22 protein-coding genes, 1 tRNA gene, 1 pseudogene and 1 riboswitch are annotated in these 25,078 nt (G+C 42.4%); of the genes and pseudogenes, 11 read left to right on the forward strand and 13 right to left on the reverse strand.

Going from position 1 to position 25,078, the window contains the following annotated elements; translation table 11 throughout:
- Positions 1 to 40 precede the first annotated feature (40 nt).
- Complete coding sequence (locus HMPREF2700_RS09090; RefSeq protein WP_070591659.1) at positions 41 to 1,141, forward strand: anhydro-N-acetylmuramic acid kinase; 1,101 nt, start codon at positions 41 to 43, stop codon at positions 1,139 to 1,141.
- Positions 1,142 to 1,205: 64 nt separating this feature from the next.
- On the opposite strand, the gene HMPREF2700_RS09095 is transcribed toward HMPREF2700_RS09090, so the two are convergent.
- From HMPREF2700_RS09095 to rlmD, 9 genes are all read right to left on the reverse strand, one after another.
- Positions 1,206 to 2,765, reverse strand: coding sequence for a TerC family protein (locus HMPREF2700_RS09095; RefSeq protein WP_070591660.1), 1,560 nt, complete (start codon positions 2,763 to 2,765; stop codon positions 1,206 to 1,208).
- Between the two features lie 260 nt (positions 2,766 to 3,025).
- Positions 3,026 to 3,817 (reverse strand): fimb protein, encoded by a 792-nt coding sequence (locus HMPREF2700_RS09100; RefSeq protein ID WP_070591662.1) that lies wholly within the window; start codon positions 3,815 to 3,817, stop codon positions 3,026 to 3,028.
- A gap of 199 nt (positions 3,818 to 4,016) precedes the next feature.
- Positions 4,017 to 4,092 (reverse strand) — tRNA-Asn (locus tag HMPREF2700_RS09105).
- Positions 4,093 to 4,190: 98 nt separating this feature from the next.
- Complete coding sequence (locus HMPREF2700_RS09110) at positions 4,191 to 4,550, reverse strand: roadblock/LC7 domain-containing protein (RefSeq protein ID WP_003679682.1); 360 nt, start codon at positions 4,548 to 4,550, stop codon at positions 4,191 to 4,193.
- Between the two features lie 39 nt (positions 4,551 to 4,589).
- Entirely contained in the window at positions 4,590 to 5,231 is a 642-nt protein-coding gene (locus HMPREF2700_RS09115) for a hypothetical protein (RefSeq protein WP_003679679.1), read from the reverse strand.
- Between the two features lies 1 nt (position 5,232).
- The gene (locus HMPREF2700_RS09120) at positions 5,233 to 5,769 is read right to left on the reverse strand and encodes a GTP-binding protein (protein WP_003748733.1); all 537 of its coding nucleotides are present in this window, start codon (positions 5,767 to 5,769) and stop codon (positions 5,233 to 5,235) included.
- 10 nt (positions 5,770 to 5,779) lie between these two features.
- Positions 5,780 to 6,883 carry a response regulator gene (locus HMPREF2700_RS09125; RefSeq protein WP_070591663.1) on the reverse strand — a complete coding sequence of 368 codons (1,104 nt, stop codon included), beginning with the start codon at positions 6,881 to 6,883 and terminating at the stop codon, positions 5,780 to 5,782.
- A gap of 23 nt (positions 6,884 to 6,906) precedes the next feature.
- The gene (locus tag HMPREF2700_RS09130) at positions 6,907 to 8,382 is read right to left on the reverse strand and encodes a 23S rRNA methyltransferase (RefSeq protein ID WP_070591665.1); all 1,476 of its coding nucleotides are present in this window, start codon (positions 8,380 to 8,382) and stop codon (positions 6,907 to 6,909) included.
- A gap of 124 nt (positions 8,383 to 8,506) precedes the next feature.
- Positions 8,507 to 9,832, reverse strand: a complete 1,326-nt coding sequence (gene rlmD, locus HMPREF2700_RS09135; protein ID WP_070591666.1) for a 23S rRNA (uracil(1939)-C(5))-methyltransferase RlmD — start codon at positions 9,830 to 9,832, stop codon at positions 8,507 to 8,509.
- Positions 9,833 to 9,970: 138 nt separating this feature from the next.
- Here rlmD and HMPREF2700_RS09140 point away from each other — a divergent pair, with 138 nt between their 5' ends.
- Positions 9,971 to 11,074 (forward strand): L,D-transpeptidase, encoded by a 1,104-nt coding sequence (locus HMPREF2700_RS09140; RefSeq protein ID WP_070591716.1) that lies wholly within the window; start codon positions 9,971 to 9,973, stop codon positions 11,072 to 11,074.
- 95 nt (positions 11,075 to 11,169) lie between these two features.
- Here HMPREF2700_RS09140 and queC read toward each other — a convergent pair whose 3' ends face one another.
- Positions 11,170 to 11,829: a 7-cyano-7-deazaguanine synthase QueC gene (queC, locus tag HMPREF2700_RS09145; protein WP_070591668.1), complete on the reverse strand. Its 660-nt coding sequence runs from the start codon at positions 11,827 to 11,829 to the stop codon at positions 11,170 to 11,172.
- 3 nt (positions 11,830 to 11,832) lie between these two features.
- A riboswitch (PreQ1 riboswitch) is annotated at positions 11,833 to 11,878 on the reverse strand.
- Between the two features lie 71 nt (positions 11,879 to 11,949).
- On the opposite strand from queC, the gene HMPREF2700_RS09150 reads away from it, so the two are divergent.
- The gene (locus HMPREF2700_RS09150) at positions 11,950 to 12,549 is read left to right on the forward strand and encodes a CDP-alcohol phosphatidyltransferase family protein (RefSeq protein WP_070591669.1); all 600 of its coding nucleotides are present in this window, start codon (positions 11,950 to 11,952) and stop codon (positions 12,547 to 12,549) included.
- A gap of 139 nt (positions 12,550 to 12,688) precedes the next feature.
- On the opposite strand, the gene HMPREF2700_RS09155 is transcribed toward HMPREF2700_RS09150, so the two are convergent.
- Positions 12,689 to 14,335 (reverse strand): Pycsar system effector family protein, encoded by a 1,647-nt coding sequence (locus tag HMPREF2700_RS09155; protein ID WP_223168814.1) that lies wholly within the window; start codon positions 14,333 to 14,335, stop codon positions 12,689 to 12,691.
- A 618-nt stretch (positions 14,336 to 14,953) separates the two neighbouring features.
- On the opposite strand from HMPREF2700_RS09155, the gene HMPREF2700_RS11515 reads away from it, so the two are divergent.
- From HMPREF2700_RS11515 to HMPREF2700_RS11520, 3 genes are all read left to right on the forward strand, one after another.
- Complete coding sequence (locus HMPREF2700_RS11515; RefSeq protein ID WP_001791010.1) at positions 14,954 to 15,070, forward strand: tetracycline resistance determinant leader peptide; 117 nt, start codon at positions 14,954 to 14,956, stop codon at positions 15,068 to 15,070.
- 15 nt (positions 15,071 to 15,085) lie between these two features.
- Entirely contained in the window at positions 15,086 to 17,005 is a 1,920-nt protein-coding gene (tet(M), locus tag HMPREF2700_RS09160; protein ID WP_000691744.1) for a tetracycline resistance ribosomal protection protein Tet(M), read from the forward strand.
- Positions 17,006 to 17,123: 118 nt separating this feature from the next.
- Positions 17,124 to 17,291, forward strand: a complete 168-nt coding sequence (locus HMPREF2700_RS11520; RefSeq protein ID WP_000336323.1) for a cysteine-rich KTR domain-containing protein — start codon at positions 17,124 to 17,126, stop codon at positions 17,289 to 17,291.
- A 59-nt stretch (positions 17,292 to 17,350) separates the two neighbouring features.
- Here the strand turns inward: HMPREF2700_RS11520 and HMPREF2700_RS11525 are convergent.
- Both HMPREF2700_RS11525 and HMPREF2700_RS09165 read right to left on the reverse strand, forming a co-directional pair.
- A pseudogene (locus HMPREF2700_RS11525) lies at positions 17,351 to 17,446 on the reverse strand (XRE family transcriptional regulator); the annotation flags it as partial.
- Between the two features lie 209 nt (positions 17,447 to 17,655).
- The gene (locus tag HMPREF2700_RS09165; protein WP_049359400.1) at positions 17,656 to 17,940 is read right to left on the reverse strand and encodes a PepSY domain-containing protein; all 285 of its coding nucleotides are present in this window, start codon (positions 17,938 to 17,940) and stop codon (positions 17,656 to 17,658) included.
- Between the two features lie 231 nt (positions 17,941 to 18,171).
- Here HMPREF2700_RS09165 and HMPREF2700_RS09170 point away from each other — a divergent pair, with 231 nt between their 5' ends.
- The 5 genes from HMPREF2700_RS09170 to HMPREF2700_RS09190 all read left to right on the forward strand — a co-directional run bounded on the left by HMPREF2700_RS09170 (position 18,172) and on the right by HMPREF2700_RS09190 (position 25,075).
- The gene (locus tag HMPREF2700_RS09170) at positions 18,172 to 18,924 is read left to right on the forward strand and encodes a PP2C family protein-serine/threonine phosphatase (RefSeq protein WP_070591673.1); all 753 of its coding nucleotides are present in this window, start codon (positions 18,172 to 18,174) and stop codon (positions 18,922 to 18,924) included.
- 41 nt (positions 18,925 to 18,965) lie between these two features.
- Positions 18,966 to 20,294 carry a DUF262 domain-containing protein gene (locus tag HMPREF2700_RS09175; RefSeq protein WP_070591675.1) on the forward strand — a complete coding sequence of 443 codons (1,329 nt, stop codon included), beginning with the start codon at positions 18,966 to 18,968 and terminating at the stop codon, positions 20,292 to 20,294.
- Positions 20,281 to 22,242, forward strand: coding sequence for a DUF262 domain-containing protein (locus HMPREF2700_RS09180; protein WP_070591676.1), 1,962 nt, complete (start codon positions 20,281 to 20,283; stop codon positions 22,240 to 22,242). The genes HMPREF2700_RS09175 and HMPREF2700_RS09180 overlap by 14 nt, the downstream gene beginning before the upstream one ends.
- Before the next feature lie 113 nt (positions 22,243 to 22,355).
- Positions 22,356 to 24,098: a bifunctional alpha/beta hydrolase/class I SAM-dependent methyltransferase gene (locus HMPREF2700_RS09185; RefSeq protein WP_070591678.1), complete on the forward strand. Its 1,743-nt coding sequence runs from the start codon at positions 22,356 to 22,358 to the stop codon at positions 24,096 to 24,098.
- 389 nt (positions 24,099 to 24,487) lie between these two features.
- Entirely contained in the window at positions 24,488 to 25,075 is a 588-nt protein-coding gene (locus tag HMPREF2700_RS09190) for a hypothetical protein (RefSeq protein WP_070591680.1), read from the forward strand.
- The last annotated feature ends 3 nt before the right edge of the window (positions 25,076 to 25,078 follow it).

Here is a 25,078-nt window from a genome sequence, read left to right on the forward strand (position 1 = left end):
GCGTTAAAATGTCATTTTACCTTCTCTTTCTGTAACCGAAATGCAACCCCAATACTATATCGGCATCATGTCCGGAACCAGCATGGACGGTGCCGATGCCGTACTGATTCAAATGCAGGGCAAGCAATGGCAACGCGCCGTTGCCCACAGCTTCCTACCCTATTCAGACGGCCTGCGCCAAAAATTGTTGGCACTGCAAGACATAGGCGAAAATGAATTGCACAGAAGCAATATCCTGGCGCAAACACTCAGCCGCCTATACGCCCAAACCGTCCAACAACTATTGACAGAACAAAACCTGTCGGCCAAAGACATTGCCGCGATCGGCTGCCACGGACAAACCATCCGCCATGCGCCTGAACACGGTTACAGCATTCAACTGGTCAACCTCCCCCTATTAGCCGAACTAACCGGCATTTTCACGGTCGGCGACTTCCGCAGCCGCGACCTTGCCTGCAACGGTCAAGGTGCGCCCCTCGTCCCCGCTTTTCACGAAGCGCTGTTTCAAGATGCGAATGAAACTCGTGCCGTACTCAACATTGGCGGCATTTCCAATATCAGCATTCTTCCGCCCGACAGCCCTTCTTTCGGCTTCGATACCGGCCCCGGCAATATGCTAATGGATGCATGGATACAACATATTTGGCGACAGCCTTACGACAAAAACGGGGAAAAAGCCGCACAAGGCAAAGTCCTCCCAGACCTGCTCGCTTCCCTACTCGACCATCCTTACTTCAGCCGCCCTTATCCGAAAAGTACAGGCCGAGAATTGTTTTCCCTAAGCTGGCTTCAAGGCCGTCTGGAAGGTAATGAAAAGCCAGAAGATGTGATACGCACATTGGTCTTTTATACTGCACAAACCATTTTTGATGCGACCAAACAAGCTGCTCCGGCGCATCATCTTTATATCTGCGGCGGCGGCATCCGCAATCCGGTATTGATGCAAGACTTGGAAACCCTGTTTTCCCCCGACACCAAATTGCACAGCACAGCCAAGCTCCATCTTGACCCGCAATGGGTCGAAGCAGCCGCTTTTGCCTGGCTTGCAGCCTGTTGGTGCAATCAAGTTCCGAGCAATCCCCACCATGCAACCGGCGCACATTCACACCGAATCTTAGGCTCGGGACATTACGGCAACTAAAGTCGGATAAATAAAAAGGCCGTCTGAACATTTTCAGACGGCCTTTACCATACTAACTCTTCACTTATTCCTCTTCTGGCAAACGGTTGATTTTCACACGGGCAATCCGTTGTCCGTCTTTTTCAACCACTTCAAAACGCCAGCCGTGATAATCGATGAAATCTCCTACATCAGGAATACTTTGCAACTCTTCCATAATCAAGCCGGCAACGGTATGGAAGTCCGCATCTTCCTCTTGAGCAGGCAGATTTAACTGAGAAGCCAATTCCACATACTCCAATGCACCATCCACAGACAGCGTTTCATCCTGACTGGCCGGAACAGCTTCTTCTTCCTCACGCTCAAACTCTTCGGGGAACTCACCGGCAATGGTTTCCAACAAATCTTTCATGGTCACCATACCCAACACCGCGCCAAATTCATCCACCACCAACGCATAATCCGCGCTGCTTTGACGGAACAATTCAATCGCATTCAACGCCGTCGTACTGTCCGGCAAAATCAATGGTTGACGCAAGGCCGTCTGAATATTGATTTCGCCCGATTCAAGCAGCTGGTTCAGCAAATCTTTTTTACTGATATAGCCCAAAGGCTCATCTACACCTGCCTTACCGACAACCAACAACCGGCTATACGGCGTATTTTTCAACTGCGCATTTTGTTCTTCCCGACTTTGGGAAATATCCAATTTCTCAATTTCCCGACGCGGAATCATCACGCCCATAATCGGACGCTCCGCCAAAGTCAGCACGCTGCGAATCATGGATTTTTCGTTTTCTTCAAAATGCTCGTCATCGCCGCCATTATCGCCTGCTTTTGCCAAAATGCTTTCGCGGATACCCATCATACCCAACACATTTTCAGCGGTGCGCTTACGCCAAGAAGTGCTGATGTAGTCATTTTTGCGGGCATTCTTTTGCGAAACCTGATTAAACAGTTCGATCAAAATCGAGAAGCCGATCGCCGCATACAAATAGCCTTTCGGAATATGGAAATGGAAGGCTTCCGCGATCAGACTGAAACCGATCATCAACAAGAAACCCAGACACAACATCACAACGGTCGGATGCTTGTCCACAAAGGCAGTCAACGGTTTGCTGGCAGAAATCATCACCGTCATCGCCACAACAACCGCACCCATTGCCACCACAATATGATCCACCATCGCCACTGCCGTAATGACAGAATCGATAGAAAAAACCGCATCCAAAATCAAGATTTGCGCCACAACGCCCCAAAAAGCGGAATGCTTCTTCTGCCCTTCAGCAACAGCAAATTGATTGTGGCCTTCAAGGCGTTCGTGCAGCTCGGTAGTCGCTTTATAAAGCAGGAAAATACCGCCGGCAAACATAATCATGTCTTTGCCGGAAATCTCCAGACCGCCCAGCTCAAACAAAGGACGCGTCAGCGTCATGATGTGCGCCATAAAGCCCAGCATGAAAATTCGAATAACCACGGCCAAACCCAAGCCCGTTATCCGCGCCCTATCACGTTGCGACGGTTTAACCTTGTTTGCCAAAATCGCTACGAAAACAAGGTTATCAATACCTAAAACAACTTCTAAAACCAGAAGCGTGGCAAAGCCTATCCAAGTATGCGGCTCTGCCAACCAACTGAAATCCATAATGATTGTGTTCCTTTAAAATACAAAAAGGCAGCCGTTCCGCTTAAAACGGACAGACTGCCAAAGTTCGGACATAAATAAAGGGAAAGAAGCGGTATAACAACTACTCTGCTCTGAGTCTTTCATGAAAAATTTATGCCTCGGTCAAAAATAATGGCAAACAGTTTATCAGTTTGACGAAAGAAAGGCAAAGTCTGACAGCATATTTTCTTTTAAAAACAGCCTATACCATTACTTACCAGCTTTCAGACGGCCTTTTCTTACTTGATAAAACCATCAATCGGCGCATAACCCAAGAAATCTGCCTGATCATTCAATATCACAACCCATTCTTTACTTCGCGCACTGGTAAATGGCAAGAAATACAATTCTTTTCCATTGTTTTCCAGAGAAGCCTGTTTAAAAATTGACTCCTCACTCATGCCACGGGCTTTTGCCAAGACAGACAACGGTTTCATTGCCTTACGAATTTTCTCACGTTCCTGCTGCGAATCTGGCAACCACCAAGAAGGCCTCATACTCGGTTCAATACCTTTCAAAGACAAATCAAGACTTTGGTTAGCCTCATCCGGACTCGTTGCCTCACGCAACCCAACACGACGCACGCCAAACCAAGGTAAATCCTGCAAATCCTTTGGGACATGGCTCAAATCATTTACATCAATTTCTGCAGCAGTTACCACATTTATCCTATCGGTTTCAAATGCGGCAACCACTGGACGCGCCAAAGATACGCTGCACAAACCATAAATTAAAGCAGCCAGCTGAATCATGCCGATTAAGGAAAAATCAATAATCCTCTCTTTAAGTTTCTTGCTCGGACTGGCAAGAATCAAAGTCAGCAACGGGCCGCAAACAATATCTACTGAAATGACCAGTTTATATAAAGCCAATCCGCCTGTCAGCTCGGCATATGGATAAGGATACCAAATTCCAAATACCAACAAAGCGGCCAATCCTGCCAAAATCAGACTAATCAACAAATGCCATGCCGCATTTTTTAATGCGAACCGAAAGCGTGATGAAGAATGTAATGTATGTGAGTTTTCCATAGATAACAATAAGATATTATTTTTTCTATAAATATTATAGATCGCTTAAAAAATAAATGTGATATTTAAATATGCTGGTAGGCCGTCTGAAAATTGAAGCATTCAGTACAACCATCTCGCCACGCATTGTCAATATGTTAAAAATACTCAATAAATAGATAAAATAAAAACCACCATGTAACATGGTGGTTTTAAAATTTGGCTCCCCGACCTGGGCTCGAACCAGGGACCTGCGGATTAACAGTCCGTCGCTCTACCGACTGAGCTATCGGGGAATTAAAGATGGAATTATATAGAAAATATCAGCAACCTGTCAAGCAACAATCTATATAAAAACAAAAATATTTTTATATCTTTTTAATTTATAAAAATTTTATAAGATTTCAGCAATTTGTTTGGCCGCACGTTTCGCATCCAACAAAATCAAGCCCAATTTACCGCTTTCTTTTGCCATCAATGCCAACACTGCATTTTCACCTGCTTGACTCAACAGAATATAGCCATTTTTACCTTTAACCATTACCTGATCCAACTCACCGCAAGCCAACTCATGTACGGAACGATTGCCCAATGCCAAAAGCGTTGCCGACATCGCACCTACACGGTCTGCATTCAGGTGGGAAGGCAGCATGGTTGCGATCGGCAGGCCGTCTGTAGAAATAACTGCAGAAGCAGTGATATCAGCAGAGGTATTGTTCAAATCGCTTAATACAGAGATTAATAGTTGTTGCATAGTCGCTCCATTCTAAAATAAATATCGGTCAGGCAAAAATCAACGGCTGCCGTATCGGTGGTACAGAACTTTAACCAAAGTAACAAAAGCCTCTTTATTTAAATCAGGCATTCCACCAATTACCAAAATCAGCTTGGTCATGCCAATATACAGAGGAAAAAAGGTCAACTCACTTTGGCCTGAAGGATCACAAATACCCCATGCGCTATTATTGATATGCAGGTTATTGCGAATCAAAAGACGGTGATTGTCTTCCATTTTGGCCACTTCGCTCGCCAAAAGCCCCAACTCTTCCGCAGCCTCGTGATGGAAATTGGCATTGGCAAAATACAAACCGTTTTCATCAGCCAATAAAGCTTTGCCAGAATTAGACAACTGTTCCAACAATGTAGGCAATTGCTCGTCAGTCAAATGGATATCGTCTGTGCTGATTTCCTCATCACCATACAAAAATTCCAAGCGTTGGAGGCGGTACAACAGGTTCAAAGCAGTATTGATGTCGCTGGTATCCGCCCATGCCAAGATTTTCTCGCTGCTGATGGTTTCAGACGGCTCTGCACGCAACAGACCATACAATAAAGTTCTGCTGGCACTGGGCGTATCACTTGAAACAGCATAATACGCACCCGCCGGTGTAATCTTAGGATATAAATTTGCTTGTAAAGAGAGTGTCGCTTCCATCTTATACCTCTAATCCGGGGTCAATTGAGAACAACATGGCAGTAACCAATTGTTTTACATCGTCTTCTCGACGCGCATCAATCTCAAAAACCGGTACATTAAAATTATTCTGTGCTAAATATTTTTGATAAACATCCACGCTTGGTAAGGATCGAATATCCATCTTCGTTACCCCTACAACCAGAGGCGCTTTTTTCAGCAATTCCCGAAATGCATCCAAGAAGAATTGCAAGTCCTTCAATGGATTACTTCTTGTATTATCCAAAAGAAGCACCAAGCCCATACTGCCTTGACTCAGAATTTCCCACATGAAATTAAAACGCTCCTGACCAGGCGTACCATACAGGTGAACCTTGGTTTCCTCATCCAAATGAATGACACCGTAGTCCATCGCCACAGTCGTGTACCCCTTGCGGACAAGTGTCATATCGGATGCGGATGCATCGGTTTGAACCGGTGGTTCATCAGATAAAGCTGAAATTGCAGTGGTTTTACCTACGCCAACAGGACCGGTAAAGATAATTTTATTTTCTTTCATGACGTGTCCTTTACGATTTACCCAGCAACTTACGCATCAGGCGTTGCAACAGGCCGCGAGGTTGTTCTTTCGACGGACCGGCAATTTTTTGAGCCTCTTTACTCATTGCTGTTTCAGGTACGTCTTTGCTATTCACATCAATCTGTTCGTTCAACGAAGGCGTATTGTTCGCATCAGTTGCAAACTCTGTATCTGTCGCCAAAAAGCCTGTCATATATGTTGCCGATAAATAGTTCAAAATATCAGGCATTTCTAAAGGCATGACTTTATAGAGGATGTTCAGATTAACAGACGTTTTTGTCAGAAATGCCGACAAACGCATAGATTCCGGAACATGTGCCAAACGAGTTAAGTTTGGCCAACGCTTGAGTGTAAAGACAGTTTGCGGCGTCATCGGATAAATCAGACGGCCTGATGCAGTCCAAATAGCCATTTGCCACAGACATGACATAATGGTAACTTTGGCTTTTTCTTTCCATTGAGGATTATCAGGGACAGCCTTACACACGACAGCCAAGTTATCGTTCTTACACAATTTCTCCAAATCGTTGGCACTGACTGTCAACAGTACTCGCTGGATACTAGGAAACACGATTAATATCGGCTTGCCTTCATGCAAGACGGCAATATCTTGGTGTCCTTGACTAGCAAATTTCAGCGCACCCAACAAGCCTTTATTTGGATTAAATCGGCGGATGGTTGCTTTTCTTGTGCCATCGGAATTTGATTGTCTTTTATTCTCTTCAGCCGCTTGTTGCTCAGACGGCTCAAAAACATTGCCGCCGTGAGCCAGGCTGCGCAAAACAGGAAACAAGGTATCAAATTTGACCGGCTTAGCTAAATAAGGAGTCGTTACTGTCGGCAACTCGGAAGAAAACATAGCCACAGGTACTTCCGGATAAGTTTTCTTCGACTCTTTCCAAGCTTCTACACCTGCCGGAGTATCGGTATCAACCAATATCAAGTCCGGTTTCTCATCAGAATCAGGGGAAACGATGACGTAATTCGTCGTATTGTGCATTTTAAATGCCATACGGAATACCGCCTGCTGTTGCTCACCCATCTCCTGTAACATAACCCGTATGGTTTTAATTTTTGGTAAATGATTATTCATCACTCGTACTTTCTACGATTATCTTATTTTTTTGAATATTGGTTCATTCGTTGCAAGAGACGGCTCATTGCCAAGACAACCTCTTCAGGCAGGCTGACAACACGCTCACGCAACAAGCGCAGAAATTGTTCCAAACGTCCCCAATCTTCAACGCGTTCGTACAAATCAAACAAGATAATGTACAACTGCGATTCTTGAGGATACTGCAAAACAGCCTGTTCTAAAGTACCGATGGCCAAATCCAACTGACCGTAGGCCAACAAAGATTCCACTTCTTTCAGAGCTTCATCAGCTGGTGAAGAGCTGGCGCTGATAACTGAAGAGTCTTTTTGAACCAACTCACGATATTTGGCTTTCATCTGCAAAGAACTTGGCTGAATATAACCACGTTTCAAGCCAATCTCTTTAATTTGCTGCTCAGACGGCCCTTTTTCCAAGTCATCAAAAATTTCGTGATAACCAAGGCTATAACCCCAACCAAGCATACGTTCTTTTACTTGACGACCATATTGACCCAAAGAGTGGTAAAGCTTCCACAGATGCTTGGCAAACTGCCCTACTTCTTCATTCTGATAATCCAGACGCAAGGCATCGATAATGAGACCAGCAGGCTTCGCAGAAGTTTGGATTGCTTTATTGTATTGATGCAAAGCAGTCTCGTAGCTGATCTTGTCTTTCAGGATTTTTGCACTACGCTCCGGTTTGGCAAAACCAATAACCGCACCCATCTCTTCGGGGCTGATTTCGCCAAAATCTTTCTTACCTAATACGATAGGCGCACGTTTGCCCATACCTGGAACGGCAATACGTTCAACCGAGTCGCCCTCAAAGGCAATATGCTCGTCGGAAGCAACCTCCAAACCGCTTTGTTCGCCAATTTGACGGTCCACTTCCTGCATATTCCAACCAAGATGGTGCTCGGCAAAAACACGCAGGCGCAGGTTAGTAGAATCCAAAGCCAGGCCGGCTTTCAGGTATTCAGCTACGCTATCTTCAGAAAGGGAGGCACTATGACGCTCAAGCGTATCCGCCAGCATATCGATATTGCCGACTCGCAGATTCAAACCAATTAATTCATGAACCAGCTTTTCCGGAGCGCCGTCTTCCAAAGTATTGAGATAACCGGCCAAAGACTCCGCTGCTTTGCTCTCATAGCCAAACTGTTTATAAACCTGATATTCGGTCAACGGATCGACTTCTTGTGCGGAAACAGAAGCTGTTGCATCGTTTGAGCCGCTTCCACCCCATTCCCAGTCTTGATTATCCGCATTGGAAACTGTCTGGTTGACTTTCTCAATCCAGTCGTTTCCATCCTCAGAGGAGGCTGTATGAGCAGCAGATGTACGGCCGCTTTTTGATGCATGCGCGCTTTGTTTGTCTGAATTGTTACTTTGTTTATGACGAACAAAAACCAACACCAGCAAAAAAAGCACCAGCAAAAAAATAGTTAAAAGTTGATAGTTCAAGAACACCTCCCGGTCTTGTGCTGCAAACTGCATTTATTAACATCTGTTGCTTTACACGCAACTTCAACGTTATTCATTCCCCAAACGAATGATGATAACATGAATGCACTCATTTTTACATTAAAAACCCTACCCACATAAAGGACTTGATACCAATTTACAACTCAAACACACCAATGGATTCAACATGCGAGGTTTGTGCAAACATGTTCATGATTCCCGCCGCCTTAAACTTATAGCCCTTATCAACCAAGACACCGGCATCTCGTGCAAATGTTGATGGATTACACGAAACATACACTATCTTCTGAGGCAAAAACGGCTTGTGTAGCAATTTGACAACAGCATAAGCCCCATTTCTCGGTGGATCTAGCAACATCTTGTCAAATTGTCCCCACGACTCAACAGTCTTTTCATCGGTATCGAATAAATCTGCAACAGAAAACGTCATATTCTCGGCACAACGATTCAGGCGTGCATTTTCCCTTGCCCTATCGACCAAATAATCGGCGCCTTCGATACCGACAACCGATGCGCCACTTTTTGCCAGCGGCAAACTAAAATTGCCCAAACCGCAAAACAGATCGGCAATCCGCTCTCCTTTCTGAGGATTTAAAAGCCTGACAGCCCTTGCAACCATCACTTCGTTCAGCTGCGCATTAATCTGCGTAAAATCACCGGGTTTATAAGGCATTTCCACATCAAATTGAGCAAAAGTATAGTTCAGGACAGGCGCGTTCTCAGGGTAAAACGGCAAGGACTCAGCATGATCCTGCAGCCATATTTGCCATGCCTTTTCAGCACCCGACAATATCTTATCAAACCAATTACGCAATTCGCTTAATATTTGTCCAAACGGTTGATTTACGAAACGAATGTTGAGCACCGTCACATTTTTTCCGCAATAAAACTCAACAAATTTCACTTTTACACCGTCATCATGCAGCTTTTGCAGCAAATGACGGACATCAGGCAATCTATCGGACACATGTTTAGGCAAAATCTGGCAATGGCGGATATTGACGACATCATGGCTTTTTTTAGCCTGAAAACCGAGTTTCAGACGGCCTTGCTTATTCACCGAAACACTCAAACGTGCTCTATCGCGATAATACCAGGAGTAACCATATAAAGGGGGTAAAATTAGCTCCGGCTTGACCTTCCCTATCCGTTCCAACTGCTCTTCCAAAATCCGTTGCTTTAATGCAACTTGTGCTCCGAAAGAAACATGTTGAAGCGAACAGCCGCCACATGTATCAAAATAGCAACACGCCGGCTCGACACGTTCGGAAGAAGCCTTCAAAACCTTTTCAACCTGAGCCTCTGTAAACTGCTTTTTTTCTTTATGTATGGTAAACGTTACACGCTCCCCAGGCAGCGCACCGCCGATAAATACGGTCTTCCCATCGACTCTGGCAACACCCCTGCCCTCATAATCCAAAGAAAAAACTTCCGTCTCTTGATACTGTTCTTTCACACCCACACCGTTTCCGTCACTCAGCCGCTGCCCGACCGTTTGACTGTCTTCCAATACCGAAAGCGCATATTTTCTCACAAAAACACAGAGTTTCAGGTATCATGCGCCAAAAACTTTCATTTCAAACCCTACAAAAAAGACGACATGAAAAAAATACTGTTCGGCCTGACCGCCGCCCTTTTAACTTCAGCCGCTGCTGCAAACACACTTATTCCAGACGTCTCCCCAGCCTCTTCCGGACAACACGTCGTTATCAATATTACGCAACAGCGTTTGTTCCTCTACGACAACGGCAAACTGAGCAAAATTTATCCTGTTGCCGTCGGCAAAGCCATGACCCAAACCAACCTGGGCGAACACAAAATCGGCGCAAAAGCCTACAACCCGGTTTGGCATATCCCTAAATCGATCCAAAAAGAACGCAATGACGGCGTAAAAAGCGTACCGGCCGGTCCAAATAACCCGCTGGGCCCCGTATTTGTCCGTCTTGGCGACCCTAAATTAAGCCTTGGTATCCACGGCACCAATGCCCCTGCCAGCGTACCCGGCGTCCGCAGCCATGGTTGCGTACGCATGAAATCGCCTGACGCATTGGAATTCGCCAAAACCATCGCAACAGGTTCTCCTGCCTCCGTTATCTACCAAATGGCAAGTCTGAACGAAGATGCTAACCAAAACTTGTGGCTGGCTGCCTATCGTGACCCTTACGACAAGAAAAACCTTGATACGGCTGCCCTGAAAAAAAGCATTGCCGCCTGGGCAAAAGCGCACGGTAAAACCATCCCTGCCGCTCGTGTGGATGCAATCTTGAAAGGACGCACCGGCGCAGCAAACTGTCTGACCTGCGCCAAAGGCGTGAAACTCAAATCGCCTTTGAAATCTTTGGCATGGACCAGCGGCACAGATGCTTACAGCAAACCTAGAGTCATGCCGAAACCGGCTCCTGCTAAAGATGTAGTATTGCCTCAAGGCACTGAAATCGAAGTTGATGCTACCGACGATACAAACAAGGCAGCATCCGAACCGAAACAAATCGTTCGTCCGACTCCGGTGAAACCGGCAAAACCTGCGGCCAAACCGGTAACCACTCCGACGGATGCTCCTGCCTCCGCACCTAAAGCCGCTTCCGAACCAGCTACTGCCCCAGCCCCTGCACCTAAAGCCACTTCCGAACCGGCTACTGCCCCTGCTTCTTCTCCTGTGAAAGATGCTCCGACAAGCAGCGAACCGGCAGATTTGCTGTTCTAAGCAGAACAAAATACATAGCCAAAGGCCGTCTGAAATGAATTTTTCAGACGGCCTTTTTGTACAACTGGATATTGGAAATAGATGCCCCTCTTAATTCAGACGGCCTTTTTACTTTCCAAATATTCTGACAAACCGCGCTCGCGCAAAATACAGCTCGGGCATTCATGGCAACCACCGACCACGCCGTTATAACAGGTATGCGTGTGCTCGCGAATATAATCCAATGCACCCATTTCATCTGCCAGCGCCCATGTTTGCGCTTTGGTTAAATACATCAAGGGCGTGTGAATTTGAAAAGCGTAATCCATGGCCAGATTCAGCGTGACATTCATCGACTTAACAAACACATCGCGACAGTCGGGATAACCGGAAAAATCGGTTTCGCATACGCCGACAATGATATGGCGTATTCCCTGCCCTTTGGCGTAAATAGCGGCGTAAAGCAAAAACAAAGCATTGCGTCCATCTACAAATGTATTGGGCAGGCCGTCTGAAGCTGTTTCAATAGATGCCGTATCATCCATCAAGGCATTATGCGTAATCTGTTGCATTAGGCTCAAATCGAGTACGGTCTGCTTTACGCCCAAATCTTGGGCAATCCAACGCGCGCGCTCCAATTCGATGGCATGGCGTTGCCCATATTGAAAAGTGATGGCCTGCACATTTTCACGGCCATATGTTTGAATTGCCTGAATCAGGCAGGTTGTTGAATCTTGCCCGCCCGAAAAAATAACGAGTGCCTGCTGTTTTTCCATAGTAAATTCCTAGTTTTGTTAACGCGGGAGGTTTGCGAACCGCGTGATTCGAAGATTGACGGATTATAACGGATTTCGTCTATAATCACGGCACTTCATTTTCTTTTATATAGCATAATTATGAGCATCTACGCCCTGAAACCAAAATTTCAAAACCTGTTGCGCCCAATGGTTAAGCGACTGTATCAAAAAGGCATTACTGCCAATCAAGTCACTCTGTTTGCCTGCGCCGTTTCTATTTTGATCGGTTTGCTTTTAACATTGTTTGCAGGTGTATCCACATTATTCTGGCTTTTACCGATCTGGTTGTTTGTCCGTATGGCACTGAATGCAATGGACGGCATGCTGGCACGGGAGTTCGGCCAACAATCGGCATTAGGCGGCTATTTGAATGAAATCACCGATATTGCCGCCGATGCTGCTTTGTATCTGCCTTTTGCCTTCATCGCGCCCTTCGGCGGCGTGCAAATCGCCCTGTTTATTTGGCTGGCGGCAATGACTGAGTTTTGCGGCGTTTTGGGACAAGTTCATGGCAACGGCCGTCGTTATGACGGGCCATTCGGCAAAAGCGACCGCGCATTCTTTATCGGCGCATTGGCCGTATGGTATGCAATCGCCGGCAGCTTCCATTCGACTTTCTATATCCTTATGTGGCTGGCCTGCGCGGCATTGGTTTATACCTGCTACAAACGTGTCACCAATGGCTTGAAGGCCGTCTGAAACTTGCCCACTTTTTTGGGTTAATCATCATTGATTAGAGTATTTAAACCCATCAACCTGTTTTACTGAAAACAAGAAGGCCGTCTGAAACCGATAGTTTATGGTTTCAGACGGCCTTTTAGCCATCAGCCAAGATAACTTACTGTTTACCCAATTGACTGTAATCTACCAACATATACTTGGCAGTAATTTTCTGTGAAGCATTACCTTCATCACCCATCAGAATCATCTGTGGCTTGCCATTAACGGTAATCGAATCGACGGCTTCAACGTTGGTAATGTGTTGCAGATTAGGTAGAGAGATTTTTTGCGGTTCATCGGTCGGATTACCGCTCCAAGTCCACAGTTGTGAGAATTTCTGTCCATTCTCATCCTTCACTTCATTGGCGATCACATAGGTTTTCAACACAGGATCATAATTGAGGGAACGGATACCGCCGCCATCAATATCAATCACGGCCACTTCATCAAACTCAGGCTTGGCATTTCGCTCAAATACATCTTTCGGATTGCTGATAAACGCGACCAAAGCCATGTTGTTAAACTCAGGATCACGGAATCCCAAAACAAGACGTTTTTTCACCGGATCAAACGCCATGCCCTCAATATTGATTTCTTCAAAAGAAACCTCTGCCTTGGTTCGCTCACGAATCAAATCATGCAGCTTGTGATCGGTTTCCAAAACCTGCGTCAGATTGTCGTAGCTGGTCAGCCCCAATACATTGCCGTCTTGGATTTTAAAGCGCATCAGGTGTTCGCGGTCAGGCGAACGGTTGCCTTTACGGGTGCGCGAGTGTGAAGTCAGCGCGTAGATAAAGCCTTCATCGTCGCGTGCCAAAGCCTCCAAGTCGCTGAGACGGCGTTTGAAACCGGTAATCACGCGCGTATCCAATGCCTCGTCTTCCACAAACCTGCCGGTTTTATCAATGCTAATGATACTGAACGCATGGTTGGGTTCGTCTTCCGCGATCAGCAGCTTACCATCCGGAAGCTGTTGTACAGCAGAAGGCTCAAATACGCCGTTAAACATATTAATACCCAGCGAACGCAGCTCTGCCGCGTTGTTGGCCGGAGGTGTCAGTAATGACGGCAATGTTTTCACGCCGATAAATGCTACCAACGAAGCCAGCAAACCCCAGCGGAATACCGCATAAGATAAGTTAATGTATTTGAACTGCTTATCCGCCAACAAACCGAGCCAGTAAAGATGGTCGCTCATCTTTTCATAGATTTGTTTACGGTCGCCCATAATTTCCTGCATCATTTCCCAATATTGATCTTTTTGCAGTTTCACACGGTCTTCATAAATCAAAATATTGGGTTGGCTGCCGCCAAAAAAGCGTGTTTCAGTACTGCTGAGGCGGGTTTTCAAATCCCGCAACTTAGAACGGCCGCGGACAAAATCCTTAAACCATGTACGCGCCGCCTGCATTTTACCGATACGTTCCGGCGAAGCAGAAAGCAATGCAAACACGATAGACGCGGCGGCAGTAATCATAAACGTACTGGCCGGAATCAAAAATTCGGGCGACGATGAAAAAATAAACGCGCCCGAAATCATCAGAGCAGAAACAATAAAACCATTCAGCGAAATCATAATGTTCGCTTTGGTTGCCGCCAGCGCCAACAATTCCATCTCCGAGCGTACGGCATTGCGGAACATGGTTTCCACGCCCTTATTCGTACCCAACAAATCAGACGCATTCAAATCCTCGGCTTTATTTTTTTTCTTCTTCGCCTTGTCTTTTTTGCGTGTGGCTTTCTTCTCGTTTTTTTCAGACGGCATCTCAGGATATTCAACTACATCCTGACCTTCTACTGCTTCCTGAATTTCAACCGCTTCAGCCACAACCTCAACTTCGTTTTCAACCACACCGTTTTGCTTGTAATCCCAAAACTCAACATCCTGTTGGGATTCGGCAGCTGTGCCGTCGTTTAAAGGTTTTTCTTGGTCGCCCACCAGCCTCGACTGACCATCTTCCTTCCAATCATTCAAACTCATATCATGATTCCCAACATCAAACACTTTGAATTAAATGGAAAATAAAAAGCATATTTAGTTCATTTATTTTAGGTAATTTACATGCCAAAGCAACGCAGGTATCTCAATTTGATTTGGTACTTGAAAAGAACGGGAGTAATTGGAAGATTATAGAATAACAAATATTGGTACATTATTACAGCTATTTTGTAATCACGTACTCTCTTTGATAAAAAATTGGAGATTCCTTTACAAATATGCTCTTACGTGCTATTATTTAAGTATCTATTTAAAAGGAGTTAATAAATATGCGGCAAGGTATTCTTAAATAAACTGTCAATTTGATAGTGGGAACAAATAATTGGATGTCCTTTTTTAGGAGGGCTTAGTTTTTTGTACCCAGTTTAAGAATACCTTTATCATGTGATTCTAAAGTATCCAGAGAATATCTGTATGCTTTGTATACCTATGGTTATGCATAAAAATCCCAGTGATAAAAGTATTTATCACTGGGATTTTTATGCCCTTTTGGGTTTTTGAATGGAGGAAAATCACATGAAAATTATTAATATTGGAGTTTTAGCTCATGTTGATGCAGGAAAAACTACCTTAACAGAAAGCTTATTATATAACAGTGGAGCGATTACAGAATTAGGAAGCGTGGACAAAGGTACAACGAGGACGGATAATACGCTTTTAGAACGTCAGAGAGGAATTACAATTCAGACAGGAATAACCTCTTTTCAGTGGGAAAATACGAAGGTGAACATCATAGACACGCCAGGACATATGGATTTCTTAGCAGAAGTATATCGTTCATTATCAGTTTTAGATGGGGCAATTCTACTGATTTCTGCAAAAGATGGCGTACAAGCACAAACTCGTATATTATTTCATGCACTTAGGAAAATGGGGATTCCCACAATCTTTTTTATCAATAAGATTGACCAAAATGGAATTGATTTATCAACGGTTTATCAGGATATTAAAGAGAAACTTTCTGCCGAAATTGTAATCAAACAGAAGGTAGAACTGTATCCTAATATGTGTGTGACGAACTTTACCGAATCTGAACAATGGGATACGGTAATAGAGGGAAACGATGACCTTTTAGAGAAATATATGTCCGGTAAATCATTAGAAGCATTGGAACTCGAACAAGAGGAAAGCATAAGATTTCAGAATTGTTCTCTGTTCCCTGTTTATCACGGAAGTGCAAAAAACAATATAGGGATTGATAACCTTATAGAAGTGATTACGAATAAATTTTATTCATCAACACATCGAGGTCAGTCTGAACTTTGCGGAAAAGTTTTCAAAATTGAGTATTCGGAAAAAAGACAGCGTCTTGCATATATACGTCTTTATAGTGGCGTACTGCATTTGCGAGATTCGGTTAGAATATCGGAAAAGGAAAAAATAAAAATTACAGAAATGTATACTTCAATAAATGGTGAATTATGTAAAATCGATAAGGCTTATTCCGGGGAAATTGTTATTTTGCAGAATGAGTTTTTGAAGTTAAATAGTGTTCTTGGAGATACAAAGCTATTGCCACAGAGAGAGAGAATTGAAAATCCCCTCCCTCTGCTGCAAACGACTGTTGAACCGAGCAAACCTCAACAAAGGGAAATGTTACTTGATGCACTTTTAGAAATCTCCGACAGTGACCCGCTTCTGCGATATTATGTGGATTCTGCGACACATGAAATCATACTTTCTTTCTTAGGGAAAGTACAAATGGAAGTGACTTGTGCTCTGCTGCAAGAAAAGTATCATGTGGAGATAGAAATAAAAGAGCCTACAGTCATTTATATGGAAAGACCGTTAAAAAAAGCAGAGTATACCATTCACATCGAAGTGCCGCCAAATCCTTTCTGGGCTTCCATTGGTTTATCTGTATCACCGCTTCCGTTGGGAAGTGGAATGCAGTATGAGAGCTCGGTTTCTCTTGGATACTTAAATCAATCATTTCAAAATGCAGTTATGGAAGGGATACGCTATGGTTGCGAACAAGGATTATATGGTTGGAATGTGACGGACTGTAAAATCTGTTTTAAGTATGGCTTATACTATAGCCCTGTTAGTACCCCAGCAGATTTTCGGATGCTTGCTCCTATTGTATTGGAACAAGTCTTAAAAAAAGCTGGAACAGAATTGTTAGAGCCATATCTTAGTTTTAAAATTTATGCGCCACAGGAATATCTTTCACGAGCATACAACGATGCTCCTAAATATTGTGCGAACATCGTAGACACTCAATTGAAAAATAATGAGGTCATTCTTAGTGGAGAAATCCCTGCTCGGTGTATTCAAGAATATCGTAGTGATTTAACTTTCTTTACAAATGGACGTAGTGTTTGTTTAACAGAGTTAAAAGGGTACCATGTTACTACCGGTGAACCTGTTTGCCAGCCCCGTCGTCCAAATAGTCGGATAGATAAAGTACGATATATGTTCAATAAAATAACTTAGTGTATTTTATGTTGTTATATAAATATGGTTTCTTGTTAAATAAGATGAAATATTTTTTAATAAAGATTTGAATTAAAGTGTAAAGGAGGAGATAGTTATTATAAACTACAAGTGGATATTGTGTCCTGTATGTGGAAATAAAACACGATTAAAGATAAGGGAAGATACTGAATTAAAAAAATTCCCCCTCTATTGTCCGAAATGCAGACAAGAAAATTTAATTGAAATAAAGCAGTTCAAAGTAACTGTGATTACAGAGCCAGACGCAAAGACGCAGAGCCGATAAAATGAGATTAATACAATCTCATTTTATCGGCTCTTTCCGTTATGTATGGATTCTTTTAATTAGTCTTCGATGTTTCTTGCTTCGTTGATACCGCTGGCTAAAGATTCCATTAAGGATAGTTCTTTGTCTGTAAAGCTATCCATGTATTTCTCTATGCCATGAAGTACATCATATACAATAAATTTCCTTACATTGGGTTCTTGTCAAAAAAAGTCGTCTATCTGCAATAGATAAGTACGTCCACCAATGTGGTTTTATAAATCATATAGATAGAATAACAGACTGTTTTACATTCTTTAAATTCCTAAATAGCAAACTGCCGCAGGACCAAAAGCCTTGCGACAATCCACTTTATATCGAAATATTAATAATCGATGCGCTCTTTGATAATTTTCAAATCAGGGTAAGACAAAACAATGTCGTACTCACGGCCATCTTTAAACGCCTCAACCTCCAACACAGGCTGACCTCGACGGCTATCGGCATCAACATCTTGAACTTGATAGCCGCGTTGTTCCAACATTCTTACGGCTTTAGCACGGTTTTGCTCGAAGTTTTTGTCGCTGTAAATTTTGTGTTCGATGTAATCGCTGGCACCGGCAGTAGCGGCAGACAAAGCAACGATGGCGGTCAATAAGAATTTTTTCATGTTTGATTTCCTTTTAAAATGCGTATTCGGGTTTCGATGGATGTATTAAAACATGACAAAATTAGCAGTTAATTAGTGCTTGGTTAAACGCAGTAAAGGCCGTCTGAAAACTGTTCAGACGGCCTTGATCCTTAATCATCAAATTTCAAACGTATTGCCCAAGTGTAAATCCGGAGGGTTAGAAAAAATGAAGAGCCTGCAATGAATATTCACCCAACAAACAGACAAATCATGAACAAATTTTGCGAAATCACCTTTTGCCAACAAATCGGCAGCAACAAACAACACAACCAAGATGCCCTTTTTAACGGCGAACAAGTGTTTCAATATAAACTCAAGACCGCTGAAACACGCCTTGAAACCCGTCCACGCTTTATCATCGGGATAGCCGACGGCATTTCCAATAGCAACCGTCCCGAAAAAGCCAGCAAAGCAGCCATGCACCTATTAAGCCATACAGCACAACTCAGCCGTCAAACCATCAATCATGTACAAGCCGCTTTATCTAAAGAGTTGGCAGAGGATTATTTTGGTTCCTCAACCACTTTTGTTGCCGCCGAAATCGACCAAACCACCGGCAAAACCAAAATCATCAGCGTAGGCGACAGTCGCGCCTATTTGATTGATACACAAAGAAAATGGAAGCAACTGACCCAAGATCACTCGATACTCTCCGAATTGCTGGATGATTTGTCGGATAAAAAAGAAGAAGAGTTCGCCACCATATATGGCGGCGTTTCTTCTTATCTAGCAGCAGATTATTCCGAATTCCAAGACAAAATGTGTCATATCGAACTTACGCTTAAAGCAGGAGAAAGCCTGCTGCTTTGTTCAGACGGCCTAAGCGACGCTCTTTCAGAAGAAATAAGAGAAAAAATTTGGCAACAATATGATAACGATAAGTCCCGTCTGACTGTATTTCGTAAATTAATTGCGAAACAAAGAGTTTATGATGATATGTCGGTAGTAATTTGCCGATTGTAGTCTATAATGTTTACCTATTTTTCATACTAAGGGGTATCTATATGAGCATAGAAAAAGCAGAAATACTCAAGATTGATGACATATTTAAATTAAATTTGAGTATCCCTAATTATCAAAGACCATACAAATGGACAATCAAAAATGTACAACAATTAATCGATGACCTGCTCCAAAATTTTAGGGAGGGGAAAAAAATATACCGCATCGGAACAATTGTTTTAAATAAAAATAAAGACTGTTCTGAAATAGTAGATGGCCAACAGCGGCTTATTACACTCTCGTTATTGCTTCATAAACTGGGGAAGGATGTGTCTCTTTTAAAGGAAAAACCGAATCATAGCATCAGCAAAAATAATATTACAACGAACTATAATTTTCTTAACAACTATAATTTCACAAATGAATTTAAGGATTACCTCCTTAACAGGTGTGAAATGGTTTGTATTGAATTAAATGACTTAGATGAGGCTTTTCAATTTTTTGATTCACAAAATGCCAGAGGCAAACCTTTAGAATCTTATGACCTCTTAAAAGCCTATCATTTAAGAGACATGAGAGATAAAGACGAGCGGATTATTCACCAATGTGTCGAACGTTGGGAAAAATCTGCAATGTCTAATGATATAAATAATTTAGATAAAATTATCAATTATATCTTATTTAGACTTCGCCGCTGGCATTACAAAGAGAATGCAGAAATATTTACATCAGATGAATTAGATACATTTAAAGGCGTTCATGAAAAAGTTGATTATCCTTACTTACACGGAATATTAGCTACTCATACCATACAAAAATTATTACATGAAAATCCATTTTTATATGGATCAATATCAGCATTTCAGGCCACACAAGTGTTAATCAATGGAAAATATTTCTTTGATTACATTGAACATTATACAGCCATCTATGAAAAACTATTCAAAGAAAAGGATGGATTGTTAGATAAAATTCATTCTATTAATGGAATTGATTTAGAAAAAGGAGTAATGGCTTTTTTAAACAATCATAAATACAGCTATCGAACTGGTGATAAATACATTAGAAATTTATTTGAATGTACCGTATTGTTCTACTTTGACAAATTTGGAGAAAGCCATTTTGAAGAATTTATAACAAAAGCTTTTCTATGGGCTTACCGTACTCGGGTAGAATCTCAGCGTATTACTTTTAAGACCATTGAAAATAAAGTTCATGATAAAGTTCATGATAAAGTTCATGATAAAGCTGGATTAATTTCTTATATTGAAAGATCCATTACTCCCGAACAAGTCATGCGTTTTATTCAACAAACCGGAAAAGTCAATTTTTCAAAACATGTAGACCCTAAAATAAAAGAGATTTTGGAAATTAAAGATGAAAACAAATAATGATTACGTAAAAACATTAACCATAAATGAATTATTGAATAATAAAGACAGATATATTATTCCTATTTATCAACGTAATTACGCATGGGGAGATGATGAAATCAGCCTTCTTATTCAAGACCTATGGAATGCAAAAAATAAGAATAATTATTATATTGGCAGCTTAGTCATTTATAAAAGAGGAAATGGAGGTTTAGAAGTCATAGACGGACAACAACGATTGACCACACTGACTTTAATCATGCACTACTTAAAAATCATGCACTACTTAAAATCAGATACCTTTGTTAGAAATGTATCCTTTGAGCATAGAAATGACTCCGACGATGCCTTAGGAGATCTTGACTCCGACTCTATACCTGATGTTTTTAAAAATGCTTTAAAATCAATAAAAAAATATTGGGAAACAGATAGGACAAAAGAAGAGAGAATGAGTTTGGCAGAGTTCTTACAAGAAAACGTTAAAATTATTAGAACCGAAGTACCCGAAGACACCGACCTCAATCATTACTTTGAAATTATGAATACGCGGGGAGAGCAATTAGAAAAACATGAGATTATCAAGGCTGCTTTAATGGAGGTTTTAGACACAGATAGTGAACGCTCTATTTTCGCCAAAATTTGGGATGCGTGTTCTGACATGAGCCGATATGTTGTAATGGGAATTGAAACCACACTTAGAGAAAATATTTTTGGCAAGAATTGGGAAAATACTATTCCAAAAAAATTTAATGAAATTATTGAGAATATTGCTGATACAGAAAAAACTCGACATTCAGATAACGGCTCCGCAAATGAAGAACAATCAATTCTTCAATTGATAACCGCCGATAATGGGGATATCCACTCCTCCCAAGAAAAACCAAACGGGCTTACAGATGGGCGTTTTAATTCCGTTATTGATTTTCCTAACTTTTTGATGCATATTTTGAAAATTTATCTAGAAAAATTTCCTACTGGCATTAACGAAATTACCTTTAAAGAGATTCCTCTGGATGAAAAAGAACTTTGGCGTGCTTTTGACAATGAAGACTGGAACAAAGAAAAGATTGTAAATTTCATAGATATATTGCTATCTTGTCGGCATTTATTTGATAAATATATTATTAAATCAAATTCACTACGTTCAGAAAATGAGCATTGGTCTTTATGGGAAATTAAAAAAGGAGAATCAAAGAATTATTACTATAAAAATGTTTTTGGTATCGACAATGGCAATTCCACTGATACTGAAGAAACTGATGATAAAACTAAGAATGCAATAATGTTGCTTTCTATGTTTCATGTTTCTAATCCATCCCGAATCTATAAAAACTGGCTATATGCTACATTGCGTTGGTTATTCGAGAATAAGAAAAGTATTACTCAAGAAACATATATTCAGTTTCTTGAAAATCTTTGTGATAAATTTTATTTTGAAAACAACTGCAATGAAAATAGGGATTTTATGAAAATTATCTTAAATGATAATTACACCACCCCTTCAGTACATAAGACTTGGAATGATGGAGTAAACGTCCCAAATTTTGTATTTAATCGATTGGATTATCAATTATGGAAATATCAAGACAAGGTAGAGGTCTTTTCAGCTATTGACCAATCTAAACAATCTATCTGGAAAAATTTTAGATTTAGTTTTAGAAGCTCGGTTGAGCACCATTACCCACAAAATCCCTCTCAAGATTTTGGCCTAGATAAATTAGATACAAATGTCTTAGATAATTTTGGCAATCTATATTTGTTATCTCAAAGTAAAAATTCCAGTTTCAGTAATAAACTTCCAGATTGGAAACGGCAGTATTACAAAGAAAAGGATACTTATGATAGCTTAAAACAAGCTATTATGATGAGTTACACAAACTGGACAGAAAGCGAGATAAAAGATCATGAGAAAAGAATGCTAAAAATCTTAAATGAACCACTGACTAACTCATCGTATCAACCATAATCGGCACTTAACATATCTCCCCATAATTTCATTCGTCCGTCTATCGGATAATCATTGCATTTATTCGATATGTCATGATACTGTTCAAAAAATATGACTATTAGGAGTTTCTCATGTCCGAACAGCAAAAATACTTTTCCACACAAGACGGTACTTCGCTTTTCTACCGCTATCGCCCTGCTGCCGATGGTTCTTCCGACAAAGCCATTGTGCTGTTCCATCGCGGACATGAACACTCCGGACGGATGATGTTCGTGGCAGATGAGCTGGGTTTCAACGATTTTGCCTATTTTGCTTGGGACGCGCGCGGTCATGGTTACAGCCCTGGTGAACGAGGCGATAGTCCGAGTATCGGCACTTCGGTTTCAGACGTAGATGATTTTATCCGACACATCCAAAGAGAATACGGCATCAAACCTGAAAACATTTGCGTGATTGCGCAAAGTGTCGGAGCGGTATTGGTTTCTACTTGGTTGCACGATTACGCGCCGAAAATCCGTTGCGCCGTATTGGCTTCGCCTGCGTTCAAAGTCAAGCTCTATGTTCCGTTTGCCCGTACCGGTTTGAAAATGATGCAAAAATGGCGTGGCAATTTCTTTGTCAACAGCTATGTCAAAGCCCACTATCTGACCCACAATGTCGAACGTCAAAAAAGCTACGACAATGATCCGCTGATTGCCCGTGCTATTTCTGTGCGTATCCTGCTTGGTTTATATGAGGCGGCGGAGCGCGTAGTTGCCGATGCACAAGCGATTACTACGCCTGTACAACTGTTGATTTCAGGCAGCGATTGGGTCGTTCATCACAAACCGCAACACGATTTTTACAACCGTTTGGGCAGCCATATTAAAGAGCGCCATATCCTGCCCGGTTTCTACCACGACACCTTAGGCGAGCAAAACCGTGAAATCGCGTTTATCGAAATGCGCCGTTTTATCCGCGAGCGTTTCAATCAGCCTTTGCAACAAGTCGATCTGACTCAAGCGCACTTATTTGGAGACAGCCGTCGCGAAGCTGACGAACTGGCTACACCTTTGCCTGTTTGTACGCCTCGCGGCGCATTTTGGGCAACATATCGCGCCTCACTCAAACTGGGTTCACGCTGGAGTGAAGGTTTAAGAATCGGTCAAGAAACAGGTTTTGATTCGGGTAGCACGCTGGATTACGTCTACCGCAATCAACCGCAAGGCAGCAATGCTTTCGGTGTATGGGTGGACAAATACTATCTCAACGCCATCGGCTGGTGCGGCATTCGCCAACGCAAAGTCAATATCGGCAAAGCCATTCAGACGGCCTCAACCAAACTGCGTGAAGCAGGCAAACCTGTACACGTTTTGGATATTGCATCCGGTCATGGCCGCTATGTATTGGACGCACTGACTGCCGACACATTGCCTGATTCCGTACGCTTGCGCGATTACAGTCCGATTAATGTTGAAGCCGGACGCAAACTGATTGCCGAGCGCGGCTTACAAAACACGGTAACCTTCAATGAGGTCAATGCCTACGACCGCGCCAATTATCACGATTTACAGCCGCGTCCTACCCTGGGCATCGTCTCCGGCCTGCACGAATTGTTTGCCGACAATGATTTGATTTTGAACTCGCTCTACGGCTTCGGCGAAGCCATTGAAACCGGCGGCTACCTGATCTACACCGGCCAGCCCTGGCATCCGCAACTGGAAATGATTGCCCGCGCCCTGACCAGCCACAAAGCAGGCAGCCCAAACTGGGTAATGCGCCGTCGCAGTCAGCAGGAAATGGATCAGCTGGTTGAAAAAGCCGGTTTTGAAAAAATCCATCAATGGATAGACGAAGACGGTATTTTCACCGTGAGCTTGGCAGTGAAGAAATAATAAAGATAATAGCAAAAAGAAGGCCGTCTGAACCTTGTTCCGGTTTTCAGACGGCCTCAATGATGCTTAAATCGTTCGCTTTGAATGAAAGATTGGTGTAAACAGATTCGTCGTTTTTCATGATGAAGTGGTTATTCTTTGTCAATACCTATGACTTCAGAAGTAGTGTAGCTATTTCTATTGAAATAACTGCCAAATATGAATTTTATTTGGTATTACTCCACAAAATAAAAAAAGTGATTTTTGGAATAGACTATCCAGAGCCATCATTGCATCACTTTTAAAGTAGAACATATATCTTACCTATTCCGAAAAAATCTACGATATACCAATATACAAAGAAATTTTCGGGAGCGCTTGCTCAAATTTCAATAAGTTGAAATCCCATAATGCTAAAGTTACTTACATTACTGCTTGTTTCCACATTTTCAGCTATCTGCCATGCTGCTACGGTTGACTGGACACCGTTATTGCAATCTATGAAACGAGATTGTGCTTTTGATTTAGAAGCCCTGCCTTATGAAAAGTCTGAAATAGACAGACTACCTACGAAATACCGTACATCCGTTCTCCGTAGCCATAACAAGCAGACGGCATCAGGAAGTGAAGTATTAACTATCGAATTGAAAAATTCTGTTGCTTTCGGACAACCCTTATCTGCTTTGACCATCGAATCCAATGAAGGATACGGCTACGTCAAAATGAAATTTTCCCCAAATGCTGATGTGCCTAAGCTTATTGCCTTATTTACAACACCGATCAATAGACAACGCGGAATATTGGCAGCAGGCAAGGTACAGAATTTTTGTATCAAAGGAGCACACGGCACGTTGAAACAATACCAATCTTCACAGCATCACTGGCGAGCCGTTTCAACAGATGGTCCGTGGCAGGAATTCCGCTACCATCCAAAAGAAAACGCTTTATCCTGCCTTCGCTCTGATCAATACGGCGATGAATTGAGATGTCCAAAATAAGTC

It is taken from the genome of Neisseria sp. HMSC068C04, assembly GCF_001810105.1.
Classification (GTDB): domain Bacteria; phylum Pseudomonadota; class Gammaproteobacteria; order Burkholderiales; family Neisseriaceae; genus Neisseria; species Neisseria flavescens_B.

Excerpts from the sequence above, each read along its gene's own strand:
- HMPREF2700_RS09090 (WP_070591659.1), top strand. The coding sequence starts at position 41 with ATGCAACCCCAATACTATATCGGCATCATGTCCGGAACCAGCATGGAC.
- HMPREF2700_RS09095 (WP_070591660.1), bottom strand. The coding sequence starts at position 2,765 with ATGGATTTCAGTTGGTTGGCAGAGCCGCATACTTGGATAGGCTTTGCC.
- HMPREF2700_RS09100 (WP_070591662.1), bottom strand. The coding sequence starts at position 3,817 with ATGGAAAACTCACATACATTACATTCTTCATCACGCTTTCGGTTCGCA.
- HMPREF2700_RS09110 (WP_003679682.1), bottom strand. The coding sequence starts at position 4,550 with ATGCAACAACTATTAATCTCTGTATTAAGCGATTTGAACAATACCTCT.
- HMPREF2700_RS09115 (WP_003679679.1), bottom strand. The coding sequence starts at position 5,231 with ATGGAAGCGACACTCTCTTTACAAGCAAATTTATATCCTAAGATTACA.
- HMPREF2700_RS09120 (WP_003748733.1), bottom strand. The coding sequence starts at position 5,769 with ATGAAAGAAAATAAAATTATCTTTACCGGTCCTGTTGGCGTAGGTAAA.
- HMPREF2700_RS09125 (WP_070591663.1), bottom strand. The coding sequence starts at position 6,883 with ATGAATAATCATTTACCAAAAATTAAAACCATACGGGTTATGTTACAG.
- HMPREF2700_RS09130 (WP_070591665.1), bottom strand. The coding sequence starts at position 8,382 with ATGCAGTTTGCAGCACAAGACCGGGAGGTGTTCTTGAACTATCAACTT.
- HMPREF2700_RS09140 (WP_070591716.1), top strand. The coding sequence starts at position 9,971 with ATGAAAAAAATACTGTTCGGCCTGACCGCCGCCCTTTTAACTTCAGCC.
- queC (WP_070591668.1), bottom strand. The coding sequence starts at position 11,829 with ATGGAAAAACAGCAGGCACTCGTTATTTTTTCGGGCGGGCAAGATTCA.
- HMPREF2700_RS09150 (WP_070591669.1), top strand. The coding sequence starts at position 11,950 with ATGAGCATCTACGCCCTGAAACCAAAATTTCAAAACCTGTTGCGCCCA.
- HMPREF2700_RS09155 (WP_223168814.1), bottom strand. The coding sequence starts at position 14,335 with ATGCCGTCTGAAAAAAACGAGAAGAAAGCCACACGCAAAAAAGACAAG.
- HMPREF2700_RS09165 (WP_049359400.1), bottom strand. The coding sequence starts at position 17,940 with ATGAAAAAATTCTTATTGACCGCCATCGTTGCTTTGTCTGCCGCTACT.
- HMPREF2700_RS09170 (WP_070591673.1), top strand. The coding sequence starts at position 18,172 with ATGAACAAATTTTGCGAAATCACCTTTTGCCAACAAATCGGCAGCAAC.
- HMPREF2700_RS09175 (WP_070591675.1), top strand. The coding sequence starts at position 18,966 with ATGAGCATAGAAAAAGCAGAAATACTCAAGATTGATGACATATTTAAA.
- HMPREF2700_RS09180 (WP_070591676.1), top strand. The coding sequence starts at position 20,281 with ATGAAAACAAATAATGATTACGTAAAAACATTAACCATAAATGAATTA.
- HMPREF2700_RS09185 (WP_070591678.1), top strand. The coding sequence starts at position 22,356 with ATGTCCGAACAGCAAAAATACTTTTCCACACAAGACGGTACTTCGCTT.
- HMPREF2700_RS09190 (WP_070591680.1), top strand. The coding sequence starts at position 24,488 with ATGCTAAAGTTACTTACATTACTGCTTGTTTCCACATTTTCAGCTATC.